Consider the following 22,604-nt stretch of genomic DNA (forward strand, 5'->3'; position numbering starts at 1 on the left):
CTCAGGCGACCTCGCGCCCATGAAAAAGGGCGTCCGGGCCTCTCGGACGCCCCTCAGAGCCCCCTCTGGATTGGTATTGAGTTTGGCTCTGATCTCAGTATTTCAATTTTGCCGGCTTAATTGCGGTTGCCGCGATGTGCCCATCCCGTCATTCGCATTTCCAGCCATGCCATTAGTGCGTACATAATAATACCCAGAACAGCGAGAGCGACAAGCCCTGCCCAAACGAGCGGGACGTTAAACTGGGACTGGGCCAGCTGCATCATGTAGCCAAGGCCTGAGTTGGCCGCGATGGATTCAGAAATCACCGATCCGACGAAGGCCAGCGTGATCGCCACCTTCATCGAGCCGAACAGATAAGGCATCGCTCGTGGAATACCGACCTTCAGCATGATGTCGTGCTTCTTGGCCCCCAACGCGCGCAAAACGTCTTCCATCTCCGGCTCAATCGTCGCAAGACCTGTGGCCACATTCACAACGATTGGAAAGAAGGCGATCAGGAATGCGGTGATAACGGCGGGAATGGTCCCGATGCCGAACCAGATGACGAGGATCGGAACGACTGCGACCTTCGGGATCGAGTTGAAACCAATCATGATCGGGTAAAGTCCGGCGTAAATCGACCGGCTCCAGCCGATTGCAAGGCCAAGCGCCATGCCGCCAACAACGGCCATGACGAAACCCACAACAGTCGTATACAGCGTCTGGACGGAGTTTTTCCAAATCGGCGACCAGTACTTCACGGTTGCCGCCCAGATATCTGACGGTGCCGGCAAGATGATCACCGGGATGTCGAAAACCTGGACAGAGCCTTCCCAGAGTACAAACAGACCAATCGCCCAAAGCCACGGCGCAGCGGTGATCCAGCGGGATGAGGTCATGCGGCAGCCCTCGCATTGGCGATCAGGTCGCGCAGTTCATGAACAATGTCGTTGAAGGCGCTTTCATAGGTCAATTCAATCGGACGGGGACGCTCAAAAGGGACTTCGCGCTCACGGATGATGGTTCCGGGACGTGCGCTCATGACGAACACCTTGTCTGCGAGAAACACCGCTTCGCGCAAATCATGCGTCACCAAAATGGTTGTAAACCCTTTTTCCGCGTGCAGATCGCGCATGACCTGCCAAAGTTCTTCCCGGGTGAAGGCGTCGAGCGCGCCGAAAGGCTCGTCCAGCATCAACAGGGCTGGGTCATGAATGAGCGCACGGCACAGATTGGCCCTTTGCTGCATGCCGCCGGACAGTTGCCATGGATATTTGTCGCCAAACCCCTTAAGCCCGACCAGCTCCAAAAGAGCCTCCGCCTTGGCCGTATAGGCTTGTTTTTCAGAGCGGAACTTGGATCGGTGCGGCTGAACGATCTCAAGTGGCAGCATGACGTTGGCAAGTGAGGAGCGCCAGGGCAGCATGGACGGGTTCTGGAAGGCCATGCCGGCAACGGATACAGGGCCGTCCACTTCATGCCCTGCGACTTCGATGGTGCCGTTTTGCGGCGCGATCAGGCCGGTGGCCAGCTTCATCAATGTCGACTTGCCACATCCGGACGGGCCGACCACAGCGGCAAATTCACCCTTCTTGACGCTCATGGTGAGCCCATCGAGGGCGAGCGTCCCATCTGCTGCGCCGCCATAGGTCAGGCGGACATCTCTTAAATCTACAAATCCGGTCACTGAATGATCCGTTGGAAAAGGAAGGAGACCGCAGCCGGATCGGCTGCGGCCATAGCATCGTGGAGCGACAAACCTACTTCAGCATGCGCTCTTCTTTGGGCGGCAGATAGCTGGCATCAAAGACCCGCTCCGGTGCCGGAGGCGTTGCGCTGACACCCATGGAGCCCTGGAGATATTCCATGGATTTCGTCAGCTTATCCACATCGACACCGCCAAAACCGTTTTCCTTCACGGCCGGTGTCGCGATGGAGCCTTCAACGGCCATCGTCAGACGCTCGATCTCGACGGCTTCATCGAGGATTTCGTTGCGCTTCATGACGTAAGGGATAGCAGCAGCCGGATCGGCAATTGCATCCAGATAGCCTTTGGTCAGAGCCTTCAGGAAGCCTTTCACGGCCTCCGGGTTTTCCTCGGCAAAGTCCGTGTTGGTAATCACCACGTTGCCATAAAGACCCAGACCGTTCTCACCCATCAGGATCAGGGAGATGTCGTCTTCCGGAACCCCTTGGGCTTTCAGGTTGATGACCGAGGAGAAGGAGAACCCGAAGATCGCATCGACCTGGCCTTGCGCCAGCATCGGCTCGCGCACCGGAAAGCCGACACTTTCGATTTTGATGCCGGAGGTGTCGATGCCTGTGACATCAACGAAGGCCGGCCACTGACCAAAGGCCGCATCCGGCGGCGGGGCGCCAAGGGTCTTGCCTTCCAGAGACTTCGGATCTTCCGTGACACCCTGGCTTTTGCGGCCAATCACGGCGAAAGGCGGCGTTTCATAGGCCATCATCACGGCCTTCACCTTGAGATCCGGCTGATCGTCCAGAACCTTTATCAGAGCGTTTATGTCGCCAAAGCCCATGTCGTAAGTGCCGGTCGCAACACGCGGGATCGACTCGCGGGAGCCCGCTCCGGTGTCGATCGTCACGTTCAGATCTTCGTCGGCGAAGTACCCTTTGTCGAGCGCGATGAAGAACGGCGCTGCCGGTCCTTCGAATTTCCAATCAAGCGTGAATTTGATGTCCGTGGCTGCAAGAGCCGTGGACGATGTTAGGGCCAAAGCGAGGGCCACCCCTGTGAGAAGACGCATATATTTCCCCTGCATTTCAAGAAGGTTTGGATGACGTTGAAATCAATATGCTCAAAAATCAAGCAGTACTTTCGACTGCTCATCATCTACGCAGGGCGTGCCCAATAGTTTTGCTGCGTGTTTCCAGGGCAACAAGTGACTGAGTTTGCTGACTTTCCGTTGGCTGCCAGCCTTCATTTGGCCTTAAGATAAGCCGAAACAGATCATGATGAGCGACGTCAGGTGCTCAGAATATCCGCGCCATAATTAGACCAAGCGGTCAAGACACGCGGATATCCAGGCGCATTACGCAAGGCTGGCAGGAGCGGGCCCGCTGAGATAAAGACAAGTGACACGGCAATTTTGCGGAGTGGCAATGTTCGATTGGGCCTACAAGAAACGGCTGCGGGACGATCTGGAGACATGGGTCGGCAAAGGCTGGCTGACCCCGGAAGGCGCAGCAGCCATTCTGGAAGACCAGGATCAGGACGACGGACGCTCCAGACTGCCCATGGCCCTGGCCGGTATTGGTGTCGTCTGCGTTGCTTTGGCGTTGTTTGCCTTTATTGCCGCGAATTGGGGTGCAATCCCGAAATCCATCAAGCTGGCAGGCATTGCCGCCTTGATCCTTGGCGCGCACCTTTTGGCAGCCCTCGCCTCCCGGGCCGGCAAGAAAGGTCTTTCGGATTTGGCGACGGGTTTTGCCACCTTGGTGTTTGTCGGTGGGATGGCGCTGGTCGGACAGATTTTCCATATGCCCGCCGATTGGTCCGGGGGCGCGTTCCTGGTTTGCATGGGCGCCCTTGCTGCTGCCTGGCTGTCCGGATCCATCACATCCCTGACGGTGGCTGCAATTGCTGCCGTTACCTGGCAGTCGTCGAGGATGTTTACAGAGCATGCAGGCGGGGCGGACGCCGTGATCAGCATCGTGTTTCTAGCCGCGATTTTCCTGCATCCCTTCTTCCACCCTGCCCGGCTCAGCCGGTTTGCAGCGATTGCTGTCTTGCTCGTTACGTACGGACGCTGGTTTGGAGAGGTGGCCGACCGGATGCTGGGTGGAGATGATGCCGTTGGCGCCATGATCCTTGCAGGGTTTGGCGGCCTGTTCGCGACCATGATCCAACTTGGCCCGATCGGCGATCTTTATGTGAAATGGTCGAGCTACAAACCGGTCAAGACGCATGCACACTGGCTTATGCTGCGCGCCCTGCAGGACATCGGCTTCATGATGCTGTGCGCACTTGTGTTCGTCAGCCTGATTGCGGTTCAGGAGTTTGATGACGGTGTTCCGCTGATGCGGGTCTTCTCGCTACCGGTCGCGCTGCCCCTGCTGTCAGCGGTTGCGCTGTGTGTCATTGGCCTTGTGATGTCGTTCAAGACGGAAAAGGCACTTGCCCTTTTCGCCGCCGTCGGGCTAGCCTTGCTCACGTGTCTGGCGCCCTTGGTTGTTGAGAACGTATTGTTGGTGTCGGCCCTCGCACTCGCTTCGTTGATCGGGCTTTGCACCCTTGGAACCTGGTTCAACAACCGCTTCTGGATGCTCTGTGCCTATCTCGCTCTGACGGGTGTTGGACTTTGGCTGCTTCAGGTCACCATCGGCTCCCTTTTGGGACAGTCAGTCTTTTTCCTGATCGCCGGCCTTGTCCTTCTTGGCATGGCGCTCTGGCTGGCCCGTTTGTTCAAACGAAAATCAGGACCGGCAGACAAAGCGGAGGCTCGCTCATGACCGCCGAAGCGCTCGATCAGCAGCCAGCCACCCGCTCACGCAAACTATCTCCATTCTTGAAGTGGGGCTTGATCGCGCTTGTGCAGCTGACCCTCATTGCTCTCCCTCTGATCGACCGTCTCGATGTTCAGATGAGCGGCAAGGAGGTGACCCTGGCGCTGGTCCCGGTTGATCCGCGAGACCTTCTGCGCGGCGATTATGTGATCATCAACTTGGCCATCGCCCGTGTGTCCGTTGATTTGCCCGGCGCAAACGAGGCCAAGGAGGGAGACCGGGTCTATGTCCGTCTGGCGCCCGGGACTGACGGCGTTATGCGTGCGGCCTCCGTTGGCAAGGCACCGGATGCTTCCGGTACTGCCGCCATGGCCGGGACCGTCCAGTCCGTCGGCGGCAGCGACATTCGCATCTACTACGGTATAGATGCGTTCTTCTTGCCCGAAGGCGACGGCCTCATCATCGAGGACCTGGATACGGAGCGCGTCAATCTGGTGGTGGCCGTGACTGAAGATGGCCGGTCATTGCCGCTGCGCCTTCTGGTCGACGGAAAACCCTTCAAAAACGACGCAGCCTTTTGACGGAGCCGCTATCGGAGAGTATGAGCGCGCTATGATATTCTTCGCAAAGGCCACTTATGTCCGATCCTGCTCTTGAAACACTGGTGCTGCCAATCTCGTCCGGTGACGTGGGCCTGCCGGACCGCGCCCGGTTCCTTGTGCTCCGCGCCCGCGCAGGACGCCCGCTGAAAGATCTGGAGCCACACGAGGTCGTCTGTGAGCAAAGCTTCGCACCGGATCGCGATGCTCTGCAAAAAGCCGGGTTCAAGGTAGACGCGGAGACCCAGGAAGATGGCTTTGATGCCGTGCTGGTCTTGCCCGGACGCCAGCGGCAGGAGGCACGCGCCCTGCTCGCACGGGCGGCCACCAAGACGAGGCCCGGTGGCACCGTCATCGCTTGTGCGCCCAATACGGAAGGCGCGAAAACGCTGGAGCAGGACTTTTCGGCGCTCTTCGGCAGTACTGACAAGCTCTCGAAGAACAAGTGCCGCGTTGTCTGGGCCCCTGTTGATGCGAGCAACCTCGACACTGCGCTGATGACAGATTGGTCGGGTCTGGATGCACCACGGCCTGTTCTCGATGGCGCTTACATCAGCCGGCCCGGCGTCTTTGCCTGGGACCGGATCGATCCGGCGTCCAGGCTTTTGGCCGAGAATCTCCCCGACAGTTTGAGCGGCCGGGGCGCGGATCTCGGCGCGGGCTTTGGTTACCTCTCCCGCCAAGTTCTGGAAAAGGCGCCAAAGGTCGCCGCCCTCGATCTTTATGAGGCAGAAAAACGCGCTCTGGATCTGGCCGAACAAAACCTCGCGCCCTTCAAGGGCAAGAAGGCAATGACGGGCATCTGGTCCGATGTCACCAAAGGAATTGAGGGTCCGTACGACTTCCTGGTGTCCAATCCCCCTTTCCATCAATCCGGCAAGGCCGACCGGGCAGATGTTGGTCAAGGGTTTATCCGGGCGGCTGCTCAGGGCCTACGTTCCGGTGGGGTGTTTTATCTGGTGGCCAATCGGCACCTGCCTTACGAGCGCACGCTCGGCGAAGTGTTCGACCGCGTCGAAATGCTTGCCGATGCCGGCGGCTACAAGGTGATCAAGGCAACCAAGGGCAAGGGAGGCAAGTAAGATGAGACTGGTCAAACTCCTCGCCAACCTTGGCTACGGCAGCCGGAAAGAAATGCAGCAGGCGATCCGCCATGGCTGGGTGACCGACCGGAAGGGCAACCAGCTGAAGGCCGACGCGAAGACGGATCACAAAGACATTCTCTTCGACGATGAGCCGCTCGACCCGGCGCAAGGCGTCGTCATTTTGATGAACAAACCGCTCGGCTACGTTTGCTCAACCAAGGATCAGGGACGTCTGGTCTATGATCTTCTGCCGGACCGGTTCCGGATGCGCAAACCCGTGCTCTCGACCATCGGCCGGCTGGACAAGGAAACATCCGGCGCCTTGCTGTTCACGGACGACGGGACGTTTTTGCATCAGGTGATCTCGCCCAAATCGAATGTTCCAAAGGTCTATGAGGTCACACTCGACCGGCCCATGAACGGCAGCGAAGCCGCATTGTTCGCCTCCGGCGAGATGATGCTGGAGAACGAGCAGAAGCCTTTGAAACCGGCCGAGTTGGACGTGATTGACGAGACACACGCACGCCTCACCTTGCATGAAGGCCGCTATCATCAGGTCCGGCGCATGTTCGCGGCCACGGGCAATCATGTCACTGATCTTGCCCGTAGCCGGATTGGCACCCTCACTCTTGAAGGTGTTGACGAAGGTCAGTGGAAAATCCTGTCCGAAGACGACAAGGCACTGATCTTCTCATGAACCAACGGTGCGGCCCCGGACTGGATCCGGGGCCAGCTGTTCAGGTGGTCCCGGTGCTGCGGCCGGGACAGCAACTGTCGGCTTACCGGCTCAACACGCGGATCCGGCTGTCGAACTCGCCCCGATCAACATAGCAACCGCGCAAATGCCGGTAGCCGGTGTTGGGATCGAACGCAGCCCGGCCATGAAGCACCCGGCGATTGTCGAAGATCACCATTTCCCCGCCTTCAAGACGCGTGGTGATGACATAGTCGCTTGAGCGCGTCATCTGCATGATCTTCCGGTAAGCCCGGTAGTAGGCTTCCATCGTGTCAGCGGGCAGATCGAAAACTCCCGCCAAATGGGCGTTGAAATGCAGCTCCTGCAATTTGCCGAAGGCATCCAGGTCAATCACTGTCTGGTGGCGGCGGATGTCATAGTTGTCGTCGTGAAACCGGAACGGGACCGGCGTTTTTGACAAGAGTTCAAAGGCCTCCGGATCGTTCAGGCGCAAGTCTTCAGCAATGGCGAAGCCGTCGCAGAAGGTGGACCCGCCGCCTTCCGCATCGTTGGCAAGGCAATGCAGAAACTGAAAGCCTGGCGGCAGCTCCTGATTTGCCAGATCCGTATGCAGCGGCAAAGCGTGCGAGGTGTAGGCAAGATTGTTCGGGTTCGGCATGGACCGCACTTCAAACGTCACGCCGAAATTGGTTTCCCTTAGAAAGCCAATACGCTTGGCTGCAGCCATACCAGCTTCCCGGTCATCCGCCATACCATCAACGATGGCAAGACCGGTCTTCTTCGTCTCGATCAAGAATCCCAAAAGGGCCTTATCATCGTTCATCAGATCCGCGGCACTGATCCTTGGCAGACCGGCCGGCTGGAAATCGCCGCGCCACAAGGTCGGCGGAATATTCGCCGGGTCATTCAGGCCAACTCCGGGCCGGTGAGCCTTCAGCCAATCGGCGTCGAACCGGCTCTGGTGCTCTTCCCCGTCCCATTCAATCCGTATGGCTTCGCCATCGAGTTCAGCGGAGAGAATTCCAAGCGTTTCCGGAATACTGGTGAGATCGAATTCCCGCTCGTGAGTTTGCGGGTGAAAGCCGCTCGGGCAATTGTCCCGGAGCCAGAGAAAGGGGAAGTCGGCGCTGGTGCCATCCGCCCAGGCAACAGTGAGAACGCGGTCGCCGCCGCGCAAGGTGATCGATGTCATGAGTGTTGTCCACTGACGTTGTATTGAAATCAGAGCTGCGGCATCGGCCGCACAAACGTCATTGGCTGGCGGGGGGGCGGCCACCACCAGTGCGCTTTGTTATGAGGCTGTCCGGGCATCCGCCCAACAACTGCAATCATCGTTCAAAGCCAACTTGCAGGCTCCGCCTGCGATTTCAATCTAATTCAAGTTATATCAAAGCACTCGCCCGGCAAGAGATATTTTGCCGGGCGAAGGTGTTTACCTGTGATATCCGGAAGCTGCTTCAGGACTTTGAGGCCCGCGCCGCCAAAGCAATAGCGATATAGCTCCAGCCATTGATCAACACGGAGATACCCGCGATCAGCCCAAGCGCCCAAGCGGCAGAACCTGGCAGGTCCATCCAGATCATGACCCCAGCCGCCAGTGACACAACACCGGCAATCAGTACCCACACCCAACCTTCATGCGGCTTGAGCTTGAAAGCCATGACAATCTGGCTGATGCCCTGAGCTGCAAAAATCGCTGCAATGACAAGCGTCAGTGCAAGTGTCCCGGCGAGCGGGTTCACATAGATGACAACGCCGCCGATCACCGCAATGACGCCTGTGATCATGTTCCAGATGAATGCGGCTGTGCCCTGAGTCTTGAAGGCTTGATAGATCTGGACGAGGCCGCCGACAAACAGGACAGCTGCAATCAGGATCGTGACCGCAATCGAAGTTGCCAGCGGAGCGGCGATCAGGATCATGCCTCCGAGAACGAGCGCGATCCCCAACGCCAGAAACCAGCCCCAGTTTTCCTGGATCTTGGTTTTCATGTCTTCAAGTGACTGAACTGCATCGCTCATCGGAACCTCCTTAAAAATAACATCGCTGATGACGATAACCATTTGCACCAATTTCGCAAACCGCTGATGACGTCGGGCGTCGAAATCACGAAATTTGAGCGCTTGACAAAAACTGTGCAATTGCACATTAAGAACACATGTCCGACGATGACTTTTCCTTGTGCGTGTTGACCAACGCCCGCAAAGCTGCGCGCGCGGTCAGCCGCTACTATGATCAGATGGCCCGGAAAGCCGGATTCACATCGGGTCAGTTTTCCGTTCTGGTAACGGTTCGGGAGCACGACGGCGCAACCACGGCAGAATTGGCGGAACGCCTTTCCATGGAGCGCACGACCCTGGTTCGGAACGTGGCGCTCCTGGAAAAGAAGGGCTTTCTGATCTCACGGCCCGCCGCCGATGCCAGGGGCAAGGCCTTCAGCATCACAGAGCAAGGCAACTTGTTGATTGAAAATGCCCTCCCGCTTTGGCGCGATGCGCAGGAGCATGTCAAGGATCTGCTCGGAGAAGAAGACTTTTTGACTTCCGTCCGGCTGATGAAACGCCTGTCACAACTCTAACCGAAACAACTGCCAATATCCTCGTGATCTGGTTCAGGCCGACTTAAAAAGTGTAATTACACAAACCTTTGGAACTACAGGAGAGCGCAATGAGACGAGTGGTCGTAACGGGATTGGGTGTCGTGTCCCCCATTGGAACTGGTGTCGATGGATTCTGGTCGCGTATAATCGAAGGCGCCAATGGTATCCGGCGGATCACGAAATTCGACGCCAATGATCTCGCCTGTCAGATCGCCGGGGAAGTTCCTTCAATTGATGAAGACGAATTCGGTTTTGATGTTGATGCCGCACTCGACGCCCGAGAACAACGGCGTACGGACCGCTTCATTCACTTTGCCCTTGCGGCCACCGGAGAAGCTCTTGCGCAAGCCGACTGGGCACCGGTATCAGACCTGCAAAAGACACGGACGGGCATCATCATCGGAACAGGTGTTGGTGGATTTCCGGCCATGACCGGCGGAACGCGCCTTGTGGATGAAAAAGGCCCGCGCCGCGCCTCACCTTTCCTCGTCCCCTCGTTTCTGGCGAACTTGGCCGCCGGCCAGGTGTCGATACGCCACGGCTTGAAGGGACCGATCGGTGCGCCGGTGACCGCCTGCGCCGCCAGTCTCCAGGCTCTTGGAGATGCTGCGCGCATCATCCGAGCCGGCGAAGCAGATGTGATGATCGCAGGCGGCACGGAAGCCTGTATTGACCGCGTGTCCTATGCCGGCTTTTGCGCGGCCAAGGCGATGTCTTCCAAGCGCAACGATGATCCTGAACACGCGTCCCGGCCGTTCGACCAGGATCGGGATGGTTTCATCATGGGGGAAGGTGCCGGCATTCTGGTGCTGGAGGACTATGAGCACGCCAAAGCCCGCGGCGCCAACATTCTGGTGGAGCTGGCAGGCTATGGAACGGCGGCAGACGCCTATCACGTCACGGCCTCTCCACCGGACGGAGAAGGCGGCTTGCGCGCCATGCAGCAAGCTCTTGCCGCGGCCAATCTGAACTCCTCGGACATTGGGTATGTCAACGCCCATTCCACATCGACACCGGTTGGCGATGCCGCAGAAGTCGCTTCACTGAAAACCGTGTTCGAAGGCCGCGGCAAGGATCTTGCCGTGTCGTCCTCCAAATCGATGTTCGGCCATCTCCTCGGCGCAGCGGGCGCGGTTGAGGCCATTGCTTGCGTGAAGGCGCTGACAACCGGTCAGCTGCCTCCGTCCCGAAACCTTGTCGATCCAGATGCGGCAATGACCAAGTTTGAACTGGTGCCGGACAAGGCTATCAGCCGCCAGGTCGACCATGTCCTGACAAACGGCTTCGGCTTTGGTGGTGTGAACGCCAGCGCCGTCTTCTCACGCATCTGAGACAGGCTATGAGACAAAGCCAAGCCGGGCACCAATAATGCCCGGCTGAGCTGATGCCAAACCTCATTCCTCTCCACCGTTATCAACTTCTCACGTTCACGCCCGCAAGAGGGATGGCAGGACCACTGTCACGCTCACCATCGTCGTTACCCGGCCGGACCGGGTAATCCATGCCCTTGCAGTGCCTCAATCAGGGTCGTGCCTTTTGGAGGCGCAACGGTATGGATCCCCGGGTCAAGCCCGAGGATGACGGCGGAGGGCTAATCGGATTGATCCGCGTCCCGGTCCGTCTACCAAAAGTGCCCGGTTTTTCTTTGGTGCTTGCGCCTATGCGAAAAATATTCAAAAATACGCATATGTTAAAATATGTCCGTTCGATACGGAACCGGGAGGATGTTATGCGCAAGGGTTTTCTATCTCTGTCAGCTGCGTTTTTGATGCTGTCGATGACCGGCAGCGGCCCGGCATTCGCTGAAGGCGATCTGAAGATTTCCGGCGACGATACAGTCGTCACGATCCAAACCGACGAGGGCGCGGTCGATATCACTCGTTCCAAAACGGAAGCCGCGCTGATTGGCGGCGTCCTGCAGCCGATGGTTCCGCTTCCAGGGGTTACACCGGTTGGCGAGCTTGAAGTCATCGATGCCTTGAAGTCCGGGACCACCAAGGTCGTTGATATGCGGACGTTGGAGTGGCGCACTCAAGCAACGATCCCGGGCAGTATTCATATCCCTTATACAGAAGTCGCCATGCGTCTTGATGAACTCGGATGCGAGGGCGAACAAGGCGCTTGGGAGTGCGCGACGGCTGATAACGTCATCGCCTTCTGCAATGGTCCAGCCTGTCCACAAAGCCCCGTCGCAATCAAGGCCATGGCCCGGGAGGGTTATCCGGTCGACAAGATCTCCTACTACCGCGGAGGGATGCAGGACTGGATGGTTCTCGGCCTGACTACAGCTGAAGACATGTTCTAAGCCAAAGACTGCAACTGCCTAAATCAACTGTGAAATCGACATGCAGCCAATGCGCCACTCCAGCGCATTGGCTTTTTCTGTTGGCGTCTCTGAATTTCTCATATATGAGAATATTCTCATTATTGAGGAAGCAGTATGAACGATCAGGATCTCGCCCAACGCCTAATTGGCCTGCGCAAGACGAAGGGATTGTCGCTGGATGAATTGGCGGAAAAATCCGGCATCAGCCGGGCAACCCTGTCCCGTATTGAGCGCGGCGACACCAGTCCGACAGCAGCTGCACTTGGGCGCTTGGCAACCGCGTTTGGCGTATCTGTTGCTGATCTCTTTGGTTTAGGTGCAGCGGCACATGACGCAAAGCTTGCACAGAACGAACAAGCGGTCTGGAGGGATCCGGAGACCGGGTTTCAACGGCGCAGTGTGTCACCGGCGATATCCGGCTTCCGGGGCAGCGTCATTGAGGGCACACTCCCAGCCGGTGCCATCATTTCCTACGCGGCCCCGCCCCTTCCTGATCTTGAGCACCACCTTGTTCTTCTGTCCGGCGCGCTCACTGTTGTCCTTGGGGACACACGGCATGATCTCTCCCCAGGTGACTGCCTCCGCTTCCGGCTGAACACCCCCAATGCCTATCACGCGACCGGCTCCAAGCCGGCGCGCTATCTTCTGACGGTGATTACCCCATGACAGTAGACACGCCCAAAAAATCAGAACAAACCATGCCGCAGTTTAAACCGGACGCACCCCTTGATTTGCTCACAGCAGAAGATGCGAGTGCGGTACTCCCTGAACTCGGCGCGCTCCTGAAAAGCTGTGTGGAAGACGGCGCTGGGATCGGCTTCATGCTTCCATTGAGCTCAGCGAAAGCCGAACAGTTTTGGCGATCCCGCCTTGATGATATGGCAGATGGCGGAGCTTACATGATCATTGCGCGCGCAGAGAGCAGCATTGCCGCTGTGGTGATGCTCTGCCTTGCCCCGCAGGACAACGGTCCGCACCGGGCAGAGGTTGCAAAACTCATGGTTCACCCGGATCACCGTAGGAAAGGCATTGCCCGCAAACTCATGGCCGCGATCGACGATCTGGCGCTCTCGCTGGGACGCTGGCTGCTTGTGCTCGATACGGTTACGGGCGACCGGGCAGAACACCTCTACCCGACCTGCGGCTATCAGAAAGTCGGCGTCATTCCGGACTACGCCTATGGCAGCCACGGTGATCTTGATGCCACGACCGTGTTCTACAAGGATTTGAGGAGCAGCTGAGAGATCGGGTAAGAAACCGATCCCTCAGCATGCTTTTGAAGCACTGGTGCGGGAAGAAGGCCAGACTATTCAGCCGGCTCCTCTTTCTTGCCAGCGGTGCTGCGCGGCTTCCGGGGGCCAGGTTTGCGTGCAGCCGCGGATTTCGCCGGAGCCTTTTTCGCAGCCCGTTTGGGCGCGGAGGCCTTCTGCGGCGCAGGGCTCGCGGACGCTGCCTTCTCCGTCACCTTCGGTGTGTCGCCGTCTGTATCCGGCGCACCTGCTTCACCAGAGACCAGCGGATCGGCGGTGATGTCTTCAGAGACCGGAGGCAGACCCAGCACACTCTGGAAAGTCTGAACCATCTCCAGGGTGTGCGGCGTCATCTCGTCGATGGCGCCCGGGATGTAGCGCACGACCTTGGAGGCCATTTCGCGGTCTTCCTTGGTCTTCAGCAGTTTCGGCAGGCTTTCGATGGCTTGCTCACGGGCAAATTCCACGATCAGCGTTTGTTCCTGCAGCATGAAGCTGCGCGCATCCGGTGACAGCGACTTGAACGGCTCATCCTGGGTGAGGACCCGTGCGGAGCGTTCCAACCGGTCGCGGCGGACATTGCCGCGGCTGTCGGCCAGAAGGATCAGCATCCGGATCACCGCCTCGCAAAACCCGCCTTCTTCAATGTGCATGAGCGCGGTTTGCACCGGCGGAAGACTGCGCAAGTCTTCCTTGCGTTTCAATGTCCGGCCCGGCTGATGGGTCCGGCCGAACCAGCGCATGTAGGGCGAGCCCCACACCGTATAGAAGAGATTTTCATACCAGGTGTCCCGGAGGTCCCGGAAGAGATCCAGCGACTGCTCGATCATCGCAGCACTGACCCGCTCCATTTCGGAGAAGGGATTGTTCGCGTCCGCAGGCGTCCGATCCTCTTTGACCCGCTCCGCCATGCCCGGCAAACCGCCAAACATTGGATTGAGGCTCGACATCATCGTGCGTTGCACCCGCAAGGGATGGGTTTTGCGGCGCAGTTCGGCGCTTTGCTCGGTCACCCCTGCCTGTACGAACGGGCGCACCGCAACATCATAGAATTCAGCCTGCTGCTCCGAGGCTCTGGCCACTGCTGCAAACGGAATTTCATCGTCGCGGCCATCGTCGATCTTCATCAGGTCTTGCATCTTGCGCTCATGGAACGACACGGAAAATTCCCGATCAAGCAGCCCGCCTTCGTAATCATCGATGGTCATCTCATAAAGACCCGGCGCAAGCGCCTCGATTGTCTTCAGGGTCGAGGTGACCTCGGTGTGTTCCTTCTTCGCAATCTTGGAGGACACGAAGATGCCGAGGTGACCCACCTGGTCATGCACCATGTAGATGATGCGCTGGCCCCGGATCGCGATCTCGCGCTCGTCCGTATAGGTGTCGATGATCCAGTTCAGGGCTTGCTGCGGCGGCGTGATGTTGTCGCCGAAACTGGCAAAGGCAATGATCGGCGCGCGGATCTGCTTGATGTCGATGTTGCGGCCCGGCTCCAGCTGGGCTTCGTTCTTGGACAGCTTGTTGCCAACAAAAAGCTGTTCGACGATCCACTTCATTTCCGCTTCGTTGAGGAGGAAATAGCCGCCCCACCAGCGCTCGAATTCCAGGAACCGGTGCGGCTCGGTGTCGACCTTGGAATAAAGGTCATAATACTTTCCGAAATAGTTACGCGCCGGATTGAGCATCTCGAAGTTCTGGACGATGTCGGCACCGTCGAACACGCCATGGCCAAGATCCGAATAGAACATGGCGTTGTAGGTACCGCCGAGGATGCCGCCGTTGTAGCGCATCGGGTTTTCACCGACCCGCCCGGCCCAGGTCGAGACAGGCGCCCCGTTCAAGACGACGGGCCCGGTCAAATCCGGGTTTGTGGCAGCCAACAGCAAAGTGGCCCAGCCACCCTGGCAATTGCCGGTAATGATAGGGTTCGGCGCGTCCGGGTGTTCTTCCATGATGCGGCGGACGAACGCTGCTTCAGCAAGGGTGACATCGGCAAGGGTCTGCCCCTTTTCCGGCATGCGTTTGAAGGCAATGAAATAGACCGGATGGCCATCGCGAAGGGCAACGCCAACCTGACTGTCCGGCTTGAAACCGCCGATGCCCGCCCCATGTCCGGCGCGCGGATCAATGATCACGTAAGGCCGCTTCCAGGGTTTAATCTCACGGTGCTCGCCATCTTCAGGTGCCTTGATGCGCAGCAGCTGGTAGCAACACGGCCGCGGCAGATCGGCACCGTCCATGACGACGTCATAGTCATAAACCAGGACCGGTGGACACCCGGCTTCCTCGTGCTCCAGAAAAATGTCACCCCGCTGCCGCAGGACATCCATGGTCAGTACGGCCCGTTGTGCGGCGTCTTTCCAGTAGGACTGCCAGGCATCGAAGAGACTGCCGTTCCGCTGGCCCTTGCTCAGGTCTTCAACAGCCTTGCCCATATCGGCAAGACCCAGCTGCCAACGGCCCTTGTGATCCGCCGTGATCTTCTCAAAGTGCTTGGAAAGGCCGCGCCCCATCAGCTCTGCGAGATTGGAGAGCTCTGTCCCTTGCGCCTGGAGTGCCGTAAATCGTTCGGAAGGTCCCCAGGCCGTGGCGTCGTTCAAGGAGTTCAGGAACTCGTTCTGGCCTTTTTCAAACGCGTCAAAAATGTCCTTCATGAGAAACTCCTATCCGATAATGCTGTAACCGCCGTCGATGGGATGAACACCGCCGGTTACGTTAAACGCTTCGCGGCTCGCCAGGAACGCGGCATAGGCCCCGGTATCCTCGATGGTCGCAAGATGGTGGGTCGGCGCACGCTTGGCAGCGTCGTCCAAGAGTACGTCAAACTCGGCAATTCCAGACGCTGCCCTTGTTTTCAATGGTCCAGGCGAAAGCGCGTGCACGGAGATGCCTTTTGGTCCGAGTTCCGATGCCGCATACCTGACTGCGGCTTCCAACGCAGCCTTGACCGGGCCCATGACGCCGTAATTGTCGACGACTTTCTGAGCCCCCATGAAAGAGACCGTCATGCACGTGCCGCCATGAGGCATCAAAGGCTCTGCCCGGCGGATCAAGCGCAGGAACGAGTGAACGGAGATATCCATCGCCAGACCAAACCCGTCCGCAGAGCAGTCAATCACCCGGCCATGCAAATCTTCCTTTTTTGAAAAGGCAATGGAATGCAGGATCGTATCGAGCCGGCCCCACTTTTCGGAAATCACACCGAACAGGGCATCCAGCTGGTCTTCACTGCGCACATCCAGCGGCATGATGATATCAGCGCCCAGCTCTTCAGCCAGCGGGCGGACAAACGGCTCCGCCTTTTCATTCAAATAGGTGATGGCCAAATCTGCGCCTTGTGCCTTGAAGGCCTTGGCGCAGCCGTATGCAATGGATTGATCATTCGCGACCCCGACGACGAGGGCTTTTTGACCAGTTAAATCGAACATGAATGCACGGCTCCTGAAAAAGGGCCTGCCCTGGGCTTTTACCGGACAGACACGGCAGATCACGCGTCGCAATGCGTAACCTACACCACTTTATCGCAGTGCAACATAGAGGGTGTGACGAAACTATGAAATTCGCCTCGGATCAGGGTTAGTGCGGATGGGGTGGCTTGCCCATCAAAAAACAGAACGCCCCGGACTGGGTCCGGGGCGCTCACATTCAGTCTGGTTAGGCGATTGGCTTAAGACAGCTCAAACCGGTCCGCATTCATGACCTTGGTCCAGGCTTCCACGAAGTCGAAGACGAACTTTTCGTGGCTGTCGTCCTGGGCATAAACTTCAGCGTAGGCCCGCAGGATGGAGTTGGACCCGAAGACCAGATCCACGCGGGATGCGGTCCATTTGGTGGTTCCGGTCTTGCGGTCACGGATGTCGTACTGGCCGTCACCGGTATGGATCCAGCTGTTGCCCATGTCGGTCAGGTTGACGAAGAAGTCTGTCGTCAGAGCGCCTTCCCGGTCGGTGAAGACACCATGCTTGGCTCCACCATGGTTGGTGCCGAGCGCACGCATACCGCCGACAAGGACTGTCATTTCCGGTCCGGTGAGACCCAGCAGCTGGGCGCGGTCGAGCAGCAGCTCTTCCGTGGCAACGGCATAGTTCTCTTTGACCCAGTTGCGGAACCCGTCATGGATCGGCTCCAGCGGTTCAAAGGAGTCCGCGTCTGTCATCTCGTCGATGGCATCGCCGCGGCCCGGCTCGAACGGCACTTCAATGTCAAAGCCGGCAGCCTTGGCTGCTTTCTCGATGCCGACATTGCCGCCCAGAACGATGGTGTCTGCAACAGAGGCACCAAACTTCTCGGCGAGCGGCTCCAGAACACCCAGAACCTTTGCAAGGCGGGCCGGTTCGTTGCCTTCCCAATCCTTCTGCGGTGCAAGACGGATGCGGGCACCGTTGGCACCGCCCCGCAGGTCCGACTGACGGAACGTGCGGGCGCTGTCCCAAGCGGTTGCGACCAGTTCGGAAACGCTCAGATCCGTTGCGGCAATCGCAGCCTTCAAACCGCCGATGTCGTAGTTGAACGGGCCGAACGGAACCGGATCCTGCCAGATAAGTTCTTCTTCCGGAGCATCCGGGCCGATGTAGCGGACATTTGGGCCCATGTCGCGGTGGGTCAGCTTGAACCAGGCGCGTGCGAAGGTTTCCTTGAAGTAGTCCGCATCGGCCATGAACTTTTCACAGATGGCGCGATAGGCCGGGTCCATCTTCATAGCCATGTCGGCATCGGTCATCATCGGCATGCGGCGGACGGACGGATCCGACGCGTCGACCGGCATGTGCTCTTCCTTGATGTCGACCGGCTGCCACTGATTTGCGCCTGCCGGGCTCTTGGTGAGTTCCCACTCATAGCCGAACAGCAGCTCGAAATAGCCCATGTCGAAGACGGTCGGGTTGGTTGTCCAGGCGCCTTCGATACCAGAGGTCACCGCTTGAGAAGCGACGCCCTTCATGTTCGGGTTCATCCAGCCGAAGCCCTGATCCGCAACGTCGCCGCCTTCCGGCTCCGGACCAAGCGCTTCAGCGTCTCCATTGCCGTGCGCCTTACCGACAGTGTGGCCACCAGCGGTCAAGGCCGCGGTTTCCTCGTCGTTCATGGCCATGCGGGCAAAGGTTTCGCGCACCTGCGCTGCGGTCTTCAGCGGGTCCGGTTGACCGTTCACCCCTTCCGGGTTCACATAGATGAGGCCCATGTGGACCGCGGCCAGCGGATTTTCCAGCGTGGACGGATCATCCAGGTTGTCGTAGCGCTCTTCACTGGGTGCGAGCCACTCTTTTTCAGCACCCCAGTACACGTCCTTTTCCGGATGCCAGATGTCTTCCCGGCCAAAGGAGAAGCCGTAGGTTTTCAGGCCCATGGATTCATAAGCCACGGTGCCGGCAAAGAGGATCAGGTCGGCCCAGGAAATCTTGTTGCCGTATTTTTTCTTCAGCGGCCACAGAAGGCGGCGCGCCTTGTCGAGGTTGCCATTGTCCGGCCAGGAGTTCAAAGGCGCAAAGCGGATGTTGCCGCCAGCACCGCCGCCGCGGCCATCGGCAATCCGGTATGACCCGGCAGAGTGCCACGCAAGGCGGATCATCAGACCACCGTAGTGGCCAAAGTCGGCCGGCCACCAGTCCTGGCTGTCAACCAGCAGCGCCTTCATGTCTTCTTTCAAGGCACCGAAGTCGAGGCTCTTCAATTCTTCCTGATAATCATAGTCGTCGCCCAGCGGGTTGGACTTGGTATCGTGTTGATGAAGAATGTCCAGGTTAAGGGTCTTCGGCCACCAATCCGTGACGGTCTTGCCGGTCTCGGTCAAGCTGCCGTGCATGACCGGGCAACCGCCGCCATTGTCCACTTTTGCGTCCATGAGTATCTCCCTGTGGCATCTGCCATCAAAATATCTGCATGACCTAAATTGGCGGTCACGCATCGAAATTCCAGTTGTCTGATTGCAGGGTCGACCAATTATTTTTGGGACCCATGTCAGAACGTTTCTAAACTAGCAAGGCGCACCAATCAGGAGAAGTTGTATTTTCTAATAATGGTGATAAGTTTTTCTGATGATAAACATAACCCTCAAACAGCTCCGCTATTTTGAAGCCCTCGCCCGCCACGGGCATTTTGGCCGGGCAGCCGAAGACTGCGCAATTTCACAGCCAGCGCTGTCCATGCAGATCAAGGAACTGGAGGAGGTTTTGGGCGCTCCGTTGTTTGAGCGGACTGCTCGACAGGTGTCTCTCACCGGATTTGGCGAGGAGGCGGTGGAACGCGCGAGGGCAATCCTGCGCTCAGCGGACGAGCTCGGAGATCTTGCCCGGGCCTCCAAGGAAACGTTGGAAGGCCGGCTGCGAATTGGCGTCATTCCGACTGTCGCGCCGTATTTGTTGCCACAGGTCGTCAGCCGCCTGACAGCGCGCTATCCGGGTCTGGATATCCATGTGCGCGAGACCGTGACACCGAAGCTTGTTCAGGAACTGAATGACGGCCGGCTTGATACGGCAATCCTGGCCTTGCCCGTGTCTGAACCGGGGCTTGCAGAAACGCCACTGTTTGAGGAGAATTTCGTGCTTGTCCGGCCGGGCAGTGAGGCCAACCTTCCGGTGCCTTGCGCGGACAGCCTCAAGGAGATGAGGCTGTTGCTGTTGGAGGAAGGCCACTGCTTTCGCGACCAGGCCCTCTCCTTCTGCGACATCGAGACCGGACGTCCGCGCGAGGTGCTCGACGCCAGCTCCCTGTCGACACTGGTTCAGATGGTCAATGCCGGGATGGGCGTTACCTTCATTCCGGAAATGGCAGTTCCGGTCGAAACACGTTCGGCCGACGTTGCCGTCAGCCGTTTTGAGCCACCGGAACCGGCCCGTACTCTCGGCATGGTCTGGCGCAAATCCAGCCCGCTCGCCGGTCAGCTGACCGAGATTGCCGATCTGGTGCGGGAGGCAGCTCAATCAAAAAGCACTGCCAGCTGACCAAGTCTGGATACCAAATCAAACCTTCCGAGCGACGACGAAGTGGCTGCGCGGTGCCGGATAGAGACCGGTTTCAATGATCTCAAACCCGGCCTTCGTCATCATGTCGTTGACTATATCCGGCGAGAGCATCGAGACATATGGTGCCTTTCCGAAGAGTTGCATCACCTTGATCATCGGGACAAACAGCCAGGCTTTTGATTTGAGACAGACCGTCTTTGAGATGAAAAGCCCGCCGGGTTTGAGAAGCCCGTTGACGCGATCGAGAAGCGCCTCGGGCCCTTCCACCAGATGAAGAAAGTTGAACGCTAAGACAGCATCAAACCCCTCATCGCCGGCAGCCGTGGTCAAGCGTGGGTCGAACCCGTCCGCAGCGAGGAAAGACAAGCCTTCGAGCGCATTTCCCTCAGCGTGTGCCGCTGCGAGTTTTTCCTCCGCGATTTCCATCATGCCAGGCGCAAAATCGGTCGACAGATAGTTTTTCACGCTGCCGGCCAGAAGCAGAGCTGTTGAACCCGTCCCGGCACCAAGTTCAAGCACCTTGTCGTTTGGCCCAAGGTGTTCGGTCACCCGTTGCAAGGTCTTCTGATACGCTGCTTCATCTGCGATCTTGCTCTTGGCGTACTTGCGGGCGACTTTGTCCCAAAAGGTGCTGGAGGGCGTCATGTCGTTCGTCCATGTGGTTGTCATGGTCAGTCTATCCAGTTCATGTGGTCAGGAAAACAGAGCGCTCCGGCGGGCAGCCTCAGTTCCGTCAATTGTTGATCTTTCGGGCGAGAAACGCTGTGCTCCAGGACTGCATCCAGCGGCCCTGCCCGGTCTCTGGGACCTCAAGCACTTCCAATCCGCTGTCTTCCAGCCATCCGGCGATTTTGTCCTGGCTCAACCGGTGCGTCCGCCACTTCAGTTGAATATACGCACCAATCCAGGATGTCCGGGTCGCAACCAGCAACAGGTGTCCGCCCGGCTTCAAAACCCGGTGGATCTCTTCCAAGGCTGCCTTTGGGTCCTGCAGGTGTTCGATTACATGCGCGCACATGACCAGATCAAACCGGTTGCCGGGATGCGGCATGTCGCGAATGTCTGAGACCGACGCGTCAACGCTCACACCGTTGTCCCGAAGATTGCTGCAGGCTTCGGACAGCATGCAGGGTGAGATATCAACAGCCGACAAGGCATAGGGTTGGCGGACTTCCGCGGCGAAGGCCAGGGACAGAGTGCCTGTTCCGATCCCGCAATCCAGTACGTCCAATTGCTGCCGGCCCCCGCAAGAAAGCGCCGGAAGAACTGCCCGCACTAGTCTTCTGTAGCCGCCTGGAAACCCGAGCCGTGCGATCTTCTCTTCCCAAAGCTCGGCTTCGGCATCATACGCCGCGCTGAGTTCGGAGGCTTCAAAGCCGCGCCGGTTGACCGAGACCTGCCAGGATCCGAACCAGCGCTCAAACACCGGTATCTTCAAATCGTTGAAATCAAGACTCATTTCGTTTTTCCATTGCCACCGCGCAGGCCGACATGACGCAGGAGCGCCCGGCCTATGTCCCGGCCGCCGGTCGGTGATGCGAAGAATTCCAGTGTCGAGAAGACCACAGTCAGAAGCGGTCCGGTCAGCCAGCAAAATCTCATGACCCGTCTCCTTTGCAGCTTCTCTACACCCAAGATAAATGAATACAAATTGCCTAAATCCGGGGAGTTGATATACATATTTGCATGAATTGGCAGAGCATCACTTTCGATTGGAACCAGGCCCGCGCTTTTTTGGTAACGGCAGAGGAAGGCTCCCTGTCTGCGGCGGCCCGCGCGCTCAACCTGACCCAGCCAACCCTCAGCCGACAGGTGGCGGCGCTTGAGGAGACCTTGGGCGTCACGCTGTTTGAGCGGGTCTCCAAATCGCTCGTTCTCACTGAAGCCGGTGTTGAACTTGCCGAACATGTGCGGGCAATGGGCGAAGCAGCAAGCCGGGTCTCTCTCGCCGCGTCCGGGCAATCCCAGCAAATCGAGGGGATGGTGACAATCTCCACGACAGACATTCTCGGGATCTACCTGCTGCCGGAGATTTTGAGGAATTTGAGAAGAAAAGCGCCCGGGATCGAGATCCGCATCCGATGCACAAACTCCTTGAGCGATCTGCGCCGGCGCGAAGCGGACATTGCAATACGTCACGTCGAACCGGATCATCCGGATCTTTACGCCCGCAAGCTCTACGATGCCTCCGCCAAGGTTTATGGCGCAAGATCTTACCTGAGCCGGTTCGGCGACAGTTTGTCGATGAAAGACGCCGGTGCTCACGATTTCATCGGCTTTGACGACAATCCGCAACTGGTCGGCCATCTGCGTGCGATGGGCCTGCCTGTGACGGAAGCAAACATAAAACTGAGCTCTCCCAGCGGAGCCGTTGCCTGGGAATATGTCCGCCGCGGTCTTGGGCTCGGCATCATGGCCGACGAAATTGCCGCCTGCTGCCCGGAACTCGTTCCAGCGTTTGATGATTTGACGGAAGTCTACTTCCCGGTTTGGCTGGTCACGCACCGAGAATTGCATACCAGCCGACGGATTCGGATCGTTTTTGACCACCTGGTTGAACATCTGCGGCACAAACAGCCGCACCAACCGCATGAAAAGTAAACAGACTTTATCGCGCGTGTGTATGTTTTGAATCTT

At 58.2% G+C, this 22,604-nt stretch carries 22 protein-coding genes; 11 read left to right on the forward strand and 11 right to left on the reverse strand.

The features are described 5' to 3' along the window. Window positions 1-116: 116 nt before the first annotated feature. The 3 genes from SADFL11_RS10775 to SADFL11_RS10785 all read right to left on the reverse strand — a co-directional run bounded on the left by SADFL11_RS10775 (window position 117) and on the right by SADFL11_RS10785 (window position 2,753). Window positions 117-881, reverse strand: a complete 765-nt coding sequence (locus SADFL11_RS10775) for an ABC transporter permease (protein WP_008196038.1) — start codon at window positions 879-881, stop codon at window positions 117-119. After that, window positions 878-1,669, reverse strand: coding sequence for an ABC transporter ATP-binding protein (locus tag SADFL11_RS10780; protein ID WP_008189247.1), 792 nt, complete (start codon window positions 1,667-1,669; stop codon window positions 878-880). Before SADFL11_RS10780 ends, SADFL11_RS10775 begins: the two co-directional genes overlap by 4 nt. Before the next feature lie 73 nt (window positions 1,670-1,742). Beyond that, the gene (locus tag SADFL11_RS10785) at window positions 1,743-2,753 is read right to left on the reverse strand and encodes an ABC transporter substrate-binding protein (RefSeq protein WP_134852987.1); all 1,011 of its coding nucleotides are present in this window, start codon (window positions 2,751-2,753) and stop codon (window positions 1,743-1,745) included. 355 nt (window positions 2,754-3,108) lie between these two features. Here SADFL11_RS10785 and SADFL11_RS10790 point away from each other — a divergent pair, with 355 nt between their 5' ends. From SADFL11_RS10790 to SADFL11_RS10805, 4 genes are read left to right on the forward strand one after another with little or no spacing between them, the layout of a single operon-like run. Beyond that, window positions 3,109-4,458: a DUF2157 domain-containing protein gene (locus SADFL11_RS10790; protein ID WP_008188726.1), complete on the forward strand. Its 1,350-nt coding sequence runs from the start codon at window positions 3,109-3,111 to the stop codon at window positions 4,456-4,458. Next, a complete protein-coding gene (locus tag SADFL11_RS10795; RefSeq protein ID WP_008195340.1) occupies window positions 4,455-5,033 on the forward strand; it encodes a GDYXXLXY domain-containing protein in 579 nt (192 codons plus the stop codon). The genes SADFL11_RS10790 and SADFL11_RS10795 overlap by 4 nt, the downstream gene beginning before the upstream one ends. A 56-nt stretch (window positions 5,034-5,089) precedes the next feature. Further along, on the forward strand, window positions 5,090-6,133 hold the full coding sequence (locus SADFL11_RS10800; protein WP_008193696.1) for a class I SAM-dependent methyltransferase: 1,044 nt from the start codon (window positions 5,090-5,092) through the stop codon (window positions 6,131-6,133). A gap of 1 nt (window position 6,134) precedes the next feature. Then, window positions 6,135-6,833 carry a pseudouridine synthase gene (locus SADFL11_RS10805; RefSeq protein WP_008189570.1) on the forward strand — a complete coding sequence of 233 codons (699 nt, stop codon included), beginning with the start codon at window positions 6,135-6,137 and terminating at the stop codon, window positions 6,831-6,833. Between the two features lie 82 nt (window positions 6,834-6,915). On the opposite strand, the gene SADFL11_RS10810 is transcribed toward SADFL11_RS10805, so the two are convergent. Together SADFL11_RS10810 and SADFL11_RS10815 are read right to left on the reverse strand one after the other, a co-directional pair. Next, window positions 6,916-8,025, reverse strand: a complete 1,110-nt coding sequence (locus SADFL11_RS10810; protein WP_040451696.1) for a TauD/TfdA family dioxygenase — start codon at window positions 8,023-8,025, stop codon at window positions 6,916-6,918. 265 nt (window positions 8,026-8,290) lie between these two features. Continuing rightward, window positions 8,291-8,854, reverse strand: a complete 564-nt coding sequence (locus SADFL11_RS10815; protein ID WP_040453098.1) for an HdeD family acid-resistance protein — start codon at window positions 8,852-8,854, stop codon at window positions 8,291-8,293. 137 nt (window positions 8,855-8,991) lie between these two features. On the opposite strand from SADFL11_RS10815, the gene SADFL11_RS10820 reads away from it, so the two are divergent. From SADFL11_RS10820 to SADFL11_RS10840, 5 genes are all read left to right on the forward strand, one after another. Beyond that, entirely contained in the window at window positions 8,992-9,411 is a 420-nt protein-coding gene (locus SADFL11_RS10820) for a MarR family winged helix-turn-helix transcriptional regulator (protein WP_008196952.1), read from the forward strand. Between the two features lie 89 nt (window positions 9,412-9,500). Further along, window positions 9,501-10,763 carry a beta-ketoacyl-ACP synthase II gene (gene fabF, locus SADFL11_RS10825; protein WP_040451695.1) on the forward strand — a complete coding sequence of 421 codons (1,263 nt, stop codon included), beginning with the start codon at window positions 9,501-9,503 and terminating at the stop codon, window positions 10,761-10,763. Between the two features lie 398 nt (window positions 10,764-11,161). Beyond that, window positions 11,162-11,737 (forward strand): rhodanese-like domain-containing protein, encoded by a 576-nt coding sequence (locus SADFL11_RS10830; protein WP_040453096.1) that lies wholly within the window; start codon window positions 11,162-11,164, stop codon window positions 11,735-11,737. Between the two features lie 135 nt (window positions 11,738-11,872). Continuing rightward, complete coding sequence (locus SADFL11_RS10835; protein WP_008189618.1) at window positions 11,873-12,424, forward strand: helix-turn-helix domain-containing protein; 552 nt, start codon at window positions 11,873-11,875, stop codon at window positions 12,422-12,424. After that, entirely contained in the window at window positions 12,421-12,999 is a 579-nt protein-coding gene (locus tag SADFL11_RS10840; protein WP_008194816.1) for a GNAT family N-acetyltransferase, read from the forward strand. Before SADFL11_RS10835 ends, SADFL11_RS10840 begins: the two co-directional genes overlap by 4 nt. A gap of 65 nt (window positions 13,000-13,064) precedes the next feature. On the opposite strand, the gene SADFL11_RS10845 is transcribed toward SADFL11_RS10840, so the two are convergent. The 3 genes from SADFL11_RS10845 to katG all read right to left on the reverse strand — a co-directional run bounded on the left by SADFL11_RS10845 (window position 13,065) and on the right by katG (window position 18,847). Then, entirely contained in the window at window positions 13,065-15,662 is a 2,598-nt protein-coding gene (locus tag SADFL11_RS10845) for a DUF3141 domain-containing protein (RefSeq protein WP_008195081.1), read from the reverse strand. 9 nt (window positions 15,663-15,671) lie between these two features. Further along, window positions 15,672-16,436, reverse strand: coding sequence for an enoyl-ACP reductase FabI (fabI, locus tag SADFL11_RS10850; protein WP_008197192.1), 765 nt, complete (start codon window positions 16,434-16,436; stop codon window positions 15,672-15,674). A gap of 239 nt (window positions 16,437-16,675) precedes the next feature. After that, window positions 16,676-18,847 carry a catalase/peroxidase HPI gene (katG, locus tag SADFL11_RS10855; RefSeq protein ID WP_008192888.1) on the reverse strand — a complete coding sequence of 724 codons (2,172 nt, stop codon included), beginning with the start codon at window positions 18,845-18,847 and terminating at the stop codon, window positions 16,676-16,678. 193 nt (window positions 18,848-19,040) lie between these two features. On the opposite strand from katG, the gene SADFL11_RS10860 reads away from it, so the two are divergent. Then, window positions 19,041-19,946 (forward strand): hydrogen peroxide-inducible genes activator, encoded by a 906-nt coding sequence (locus SADFL11_RS10860; RefSeq protein ID WP_008192010.1) that lies wholly within the window; start codon window positions 19,041-19,043, stop codon window positions 19,944-19,946. Between the two features lie 18 nt (window positions 19,947-19,964). Here the strand turns inward: SADFL11_RS10860 and SADFL11_RS10865 are convergent, their stop codons facing one another. The 3 genes from SADFL11_RS10865 to SADFL11_RS25270 all read right to left on the reverse strand — a co-directional run bounded on the left by SADFL11_RS10865 (window position 19,965) and on the right by SADFL11_RS25270 (window position 21,569). Further along, a complete protein-coding gene (locus SADFL11_RS10865; protein ID WP_008190156.1) occupies window positions 19,965-20,636 on the reverse strand; it encodes a class I SAM-dependent methyltransferase in 672 nt (223 codons plus the stop codon). Window positions 20,637-20,700: 64 nt separating this feature from the next. Continuing rightward, a complete protein-coding gene (locus SADFL11_RS10870; protein ID WP_008190487.1) occupies window positions 20,701-21,426 on the reverse strand; it encodes a class I SAM-dependent methyltransferase in 726 nt (241 codons plus the stop codon). Then, the gene (locus SADFL11_RS25270) at window positions 21,423-21,569 is read right to left on the reverse strand and encodes a hypothetical protein (RefSeq protein ID WP_167578976.1); all 147 of its coding nucleotides are present in this window, start codon (window positions 21,567-21,569) and stop codon (window positions 21,423-21,425) included. Before SADFL11_RS25270 ends, SADFL11_RS10870 begins: the two co-directional genes overlap by 4 nt. A gap of 84 nt (window positions 21,570-21,653) precedes the next feature. Here SADFL11_RS25270 and SADFL11_RS10875 point away from each other — a divergent pair, with 84 nt between their 5' ends. Then, window positions 21,654-22,568, forward strand: coding sequence for a LysR family transcriptional regulator (locus SADFL11_RS10875; protein ID WP_008191513.1), 915 nt, complete (start codon window positions 21,654-21,656; stop codon window positions 22,566-22,568). The last annotated feature ends 36 nt before the right edge of the window (window positions 22,569-22,604 follow it).

The organism is Roseibium alexandrii DFL-11 (assembly GCF_000158095.2).
Classification (GTDB): Bacteria; Pseudomonadota; Alphaproteobacteria; order Rhizobiales; family Stappiaceae; genus Roseibium; species Roseibium alexandrii.

Excerpts from the sequence above, each read along its gene's own strand:
- SADFL11_RS10860 (WP_008192010.1), top strand. The coding sequence starts at position 19,041 with ATGATAAACATAACCCTCAAACAGCTCCGCTATTTTGAAGCCCTCGCC.
- SADFL11_RS10790 (WP_008188726.1), top strand. The coding sequence starts at position 3,109 with ATGTTCGATTGGGCCTACAAGAAACGGCTGCGGGACGATCTGGAGACA.
- SADFL11_RS10835 (WP_008189618.1), top strand. The coding sequence starts at position 11,873 with ATGAACGATCAGGATCTCGCCCAACGCCTAATTGGCCTGCGCAAGACG.
- SADFL11_RS10810 (WP_040451696.1), bottom strand. The coding sequence starts at position 8,025 with ATGACATCGATCACCTTGCGCGGCGGCGACCGCGTTCTCACTGTTGCC.
- SADFL11_RS10805 (WP_008189570.1), top strand. The coding sequence starts at position 6,135 with ATGAGACTGGTCAAACTCCTCGCCAACCTTGGCTACGGCAGCCGGAAA.
- SADFL11_RS10820 (WP_008196952.1), top strand. The coding sequence starts at position 8,992 with ATGTCCGACGATGACTTTTCCTTGTGCGTGTTGACCAACGCCCGCAAA.
- SADFL11_RS10830 (WP_040453096.1), top strand. The coding sequence starts at position 11,162 with ATGCGCAAGGGTTTTCTATCTCTGTCAGCTGCGTTTTTGATGCTGTCG.
- SADFL11_RS10845 (WP_008195081.1), bottom strand. The coding sequence starts at position 15,662 with ATGAAGGACATTTTTGACGCGTTTGAAAAAGGCCAGAACGAGTTCCTG.
- SADFL11_RS10795 (WP_008195340.1), top strand. The coding sequence starts at position 4,455 with ATGACCGCCGAAGCGCTCGATCAGCAGCCAGCCACCCGCTCACGCAAA.
- SADFL11_RS10840 (WP_008194816.1), top strand. The coding sequence starts at position 12,421 with ATGACAGTAGACACGCCCAAAAAATCAGAACAAACCATGCCGCAGTTT.
- SADFL11_RS10775 (WP_008196038.1), bottom strand. The coding sequence starts at position 881 with ATGACCTCATCCCGCTGGATCACCGCTGCGCCGTGGCTTTGGGCGATT.
- fabF (WP_040451695.1), top strand. The coding sequence starts at position 9,501 with ATGAGACGAGTGGTCGTAACGGGATTGGGTGTCGTGTCCCCCATTGGA.
- fabI (WP_008197192.1), bottom strand. The coding sequence starts at position 16,436 with ATGTTCGATTTAACTGGTCAAAAAGCCCTCGTCGTCGGGGTCGCGAAT.
- SADFL11_RS10785 (WP_134852987.1), bottom strand. The coding sequence starts at position 2,753 with ATGCGTCTTCTCACAGGGGTGGCCCTCGCTTTGGCCCTAACATCGTCC.
- SADFL11_RS10875 (WP_008191513.1), top strand. The coding sequence starts at position 21,654 with ATGAATTGGCAGAGCATCACTTTCGATTGGAACCAGGCCCGCGCTTTT.
- SADFL11_RS10800 (WP_008193696.1), top strand. The coding sequence starts at position 5,090 with ATGTCCGATCCTGCTCTTGAAACACTGGTGCTGCCAATCTCGTCCGGT.
- SADFL11_RS25270 (WP_167578976.1), bottom strand. The coding sequence starts at position 21,569 with ATGAGATTTTGCTGGCTGACCGGACCGCTTCTGACTGTGGTCTTCTCG.
- SADFL11_RS10865 (WP_008190156.1), bottom strand. The coding sequence starts at position 20,636 with ATGACAACCACATGGACGAACGACATGACGCCCTCCAGCACCTTTTGG.
- katG (WP_008192888.1), bottom strand. The coding sequence starts at position 18,847 with ATGGACGCAAAAGTGGACAATGGCGGCGGTTGCCCGGTCATGCACGGC.
- SADFL11_RS10870 (WP_008190487.1), bottom strand. The coding sequence starts at position 21,426 with ATGAGTCTTGATTTCAACGATTTGAAGATACCGGTGTTTGAGCGCTGG.
- SADFL11_RS10815 (WP_040453098.1), bottom strand. The coding sequence starts at position 8,854 with ATGAGCGATGCAGTTCAGTCACTTGAAGACATGAAAACCAAGATCCAG.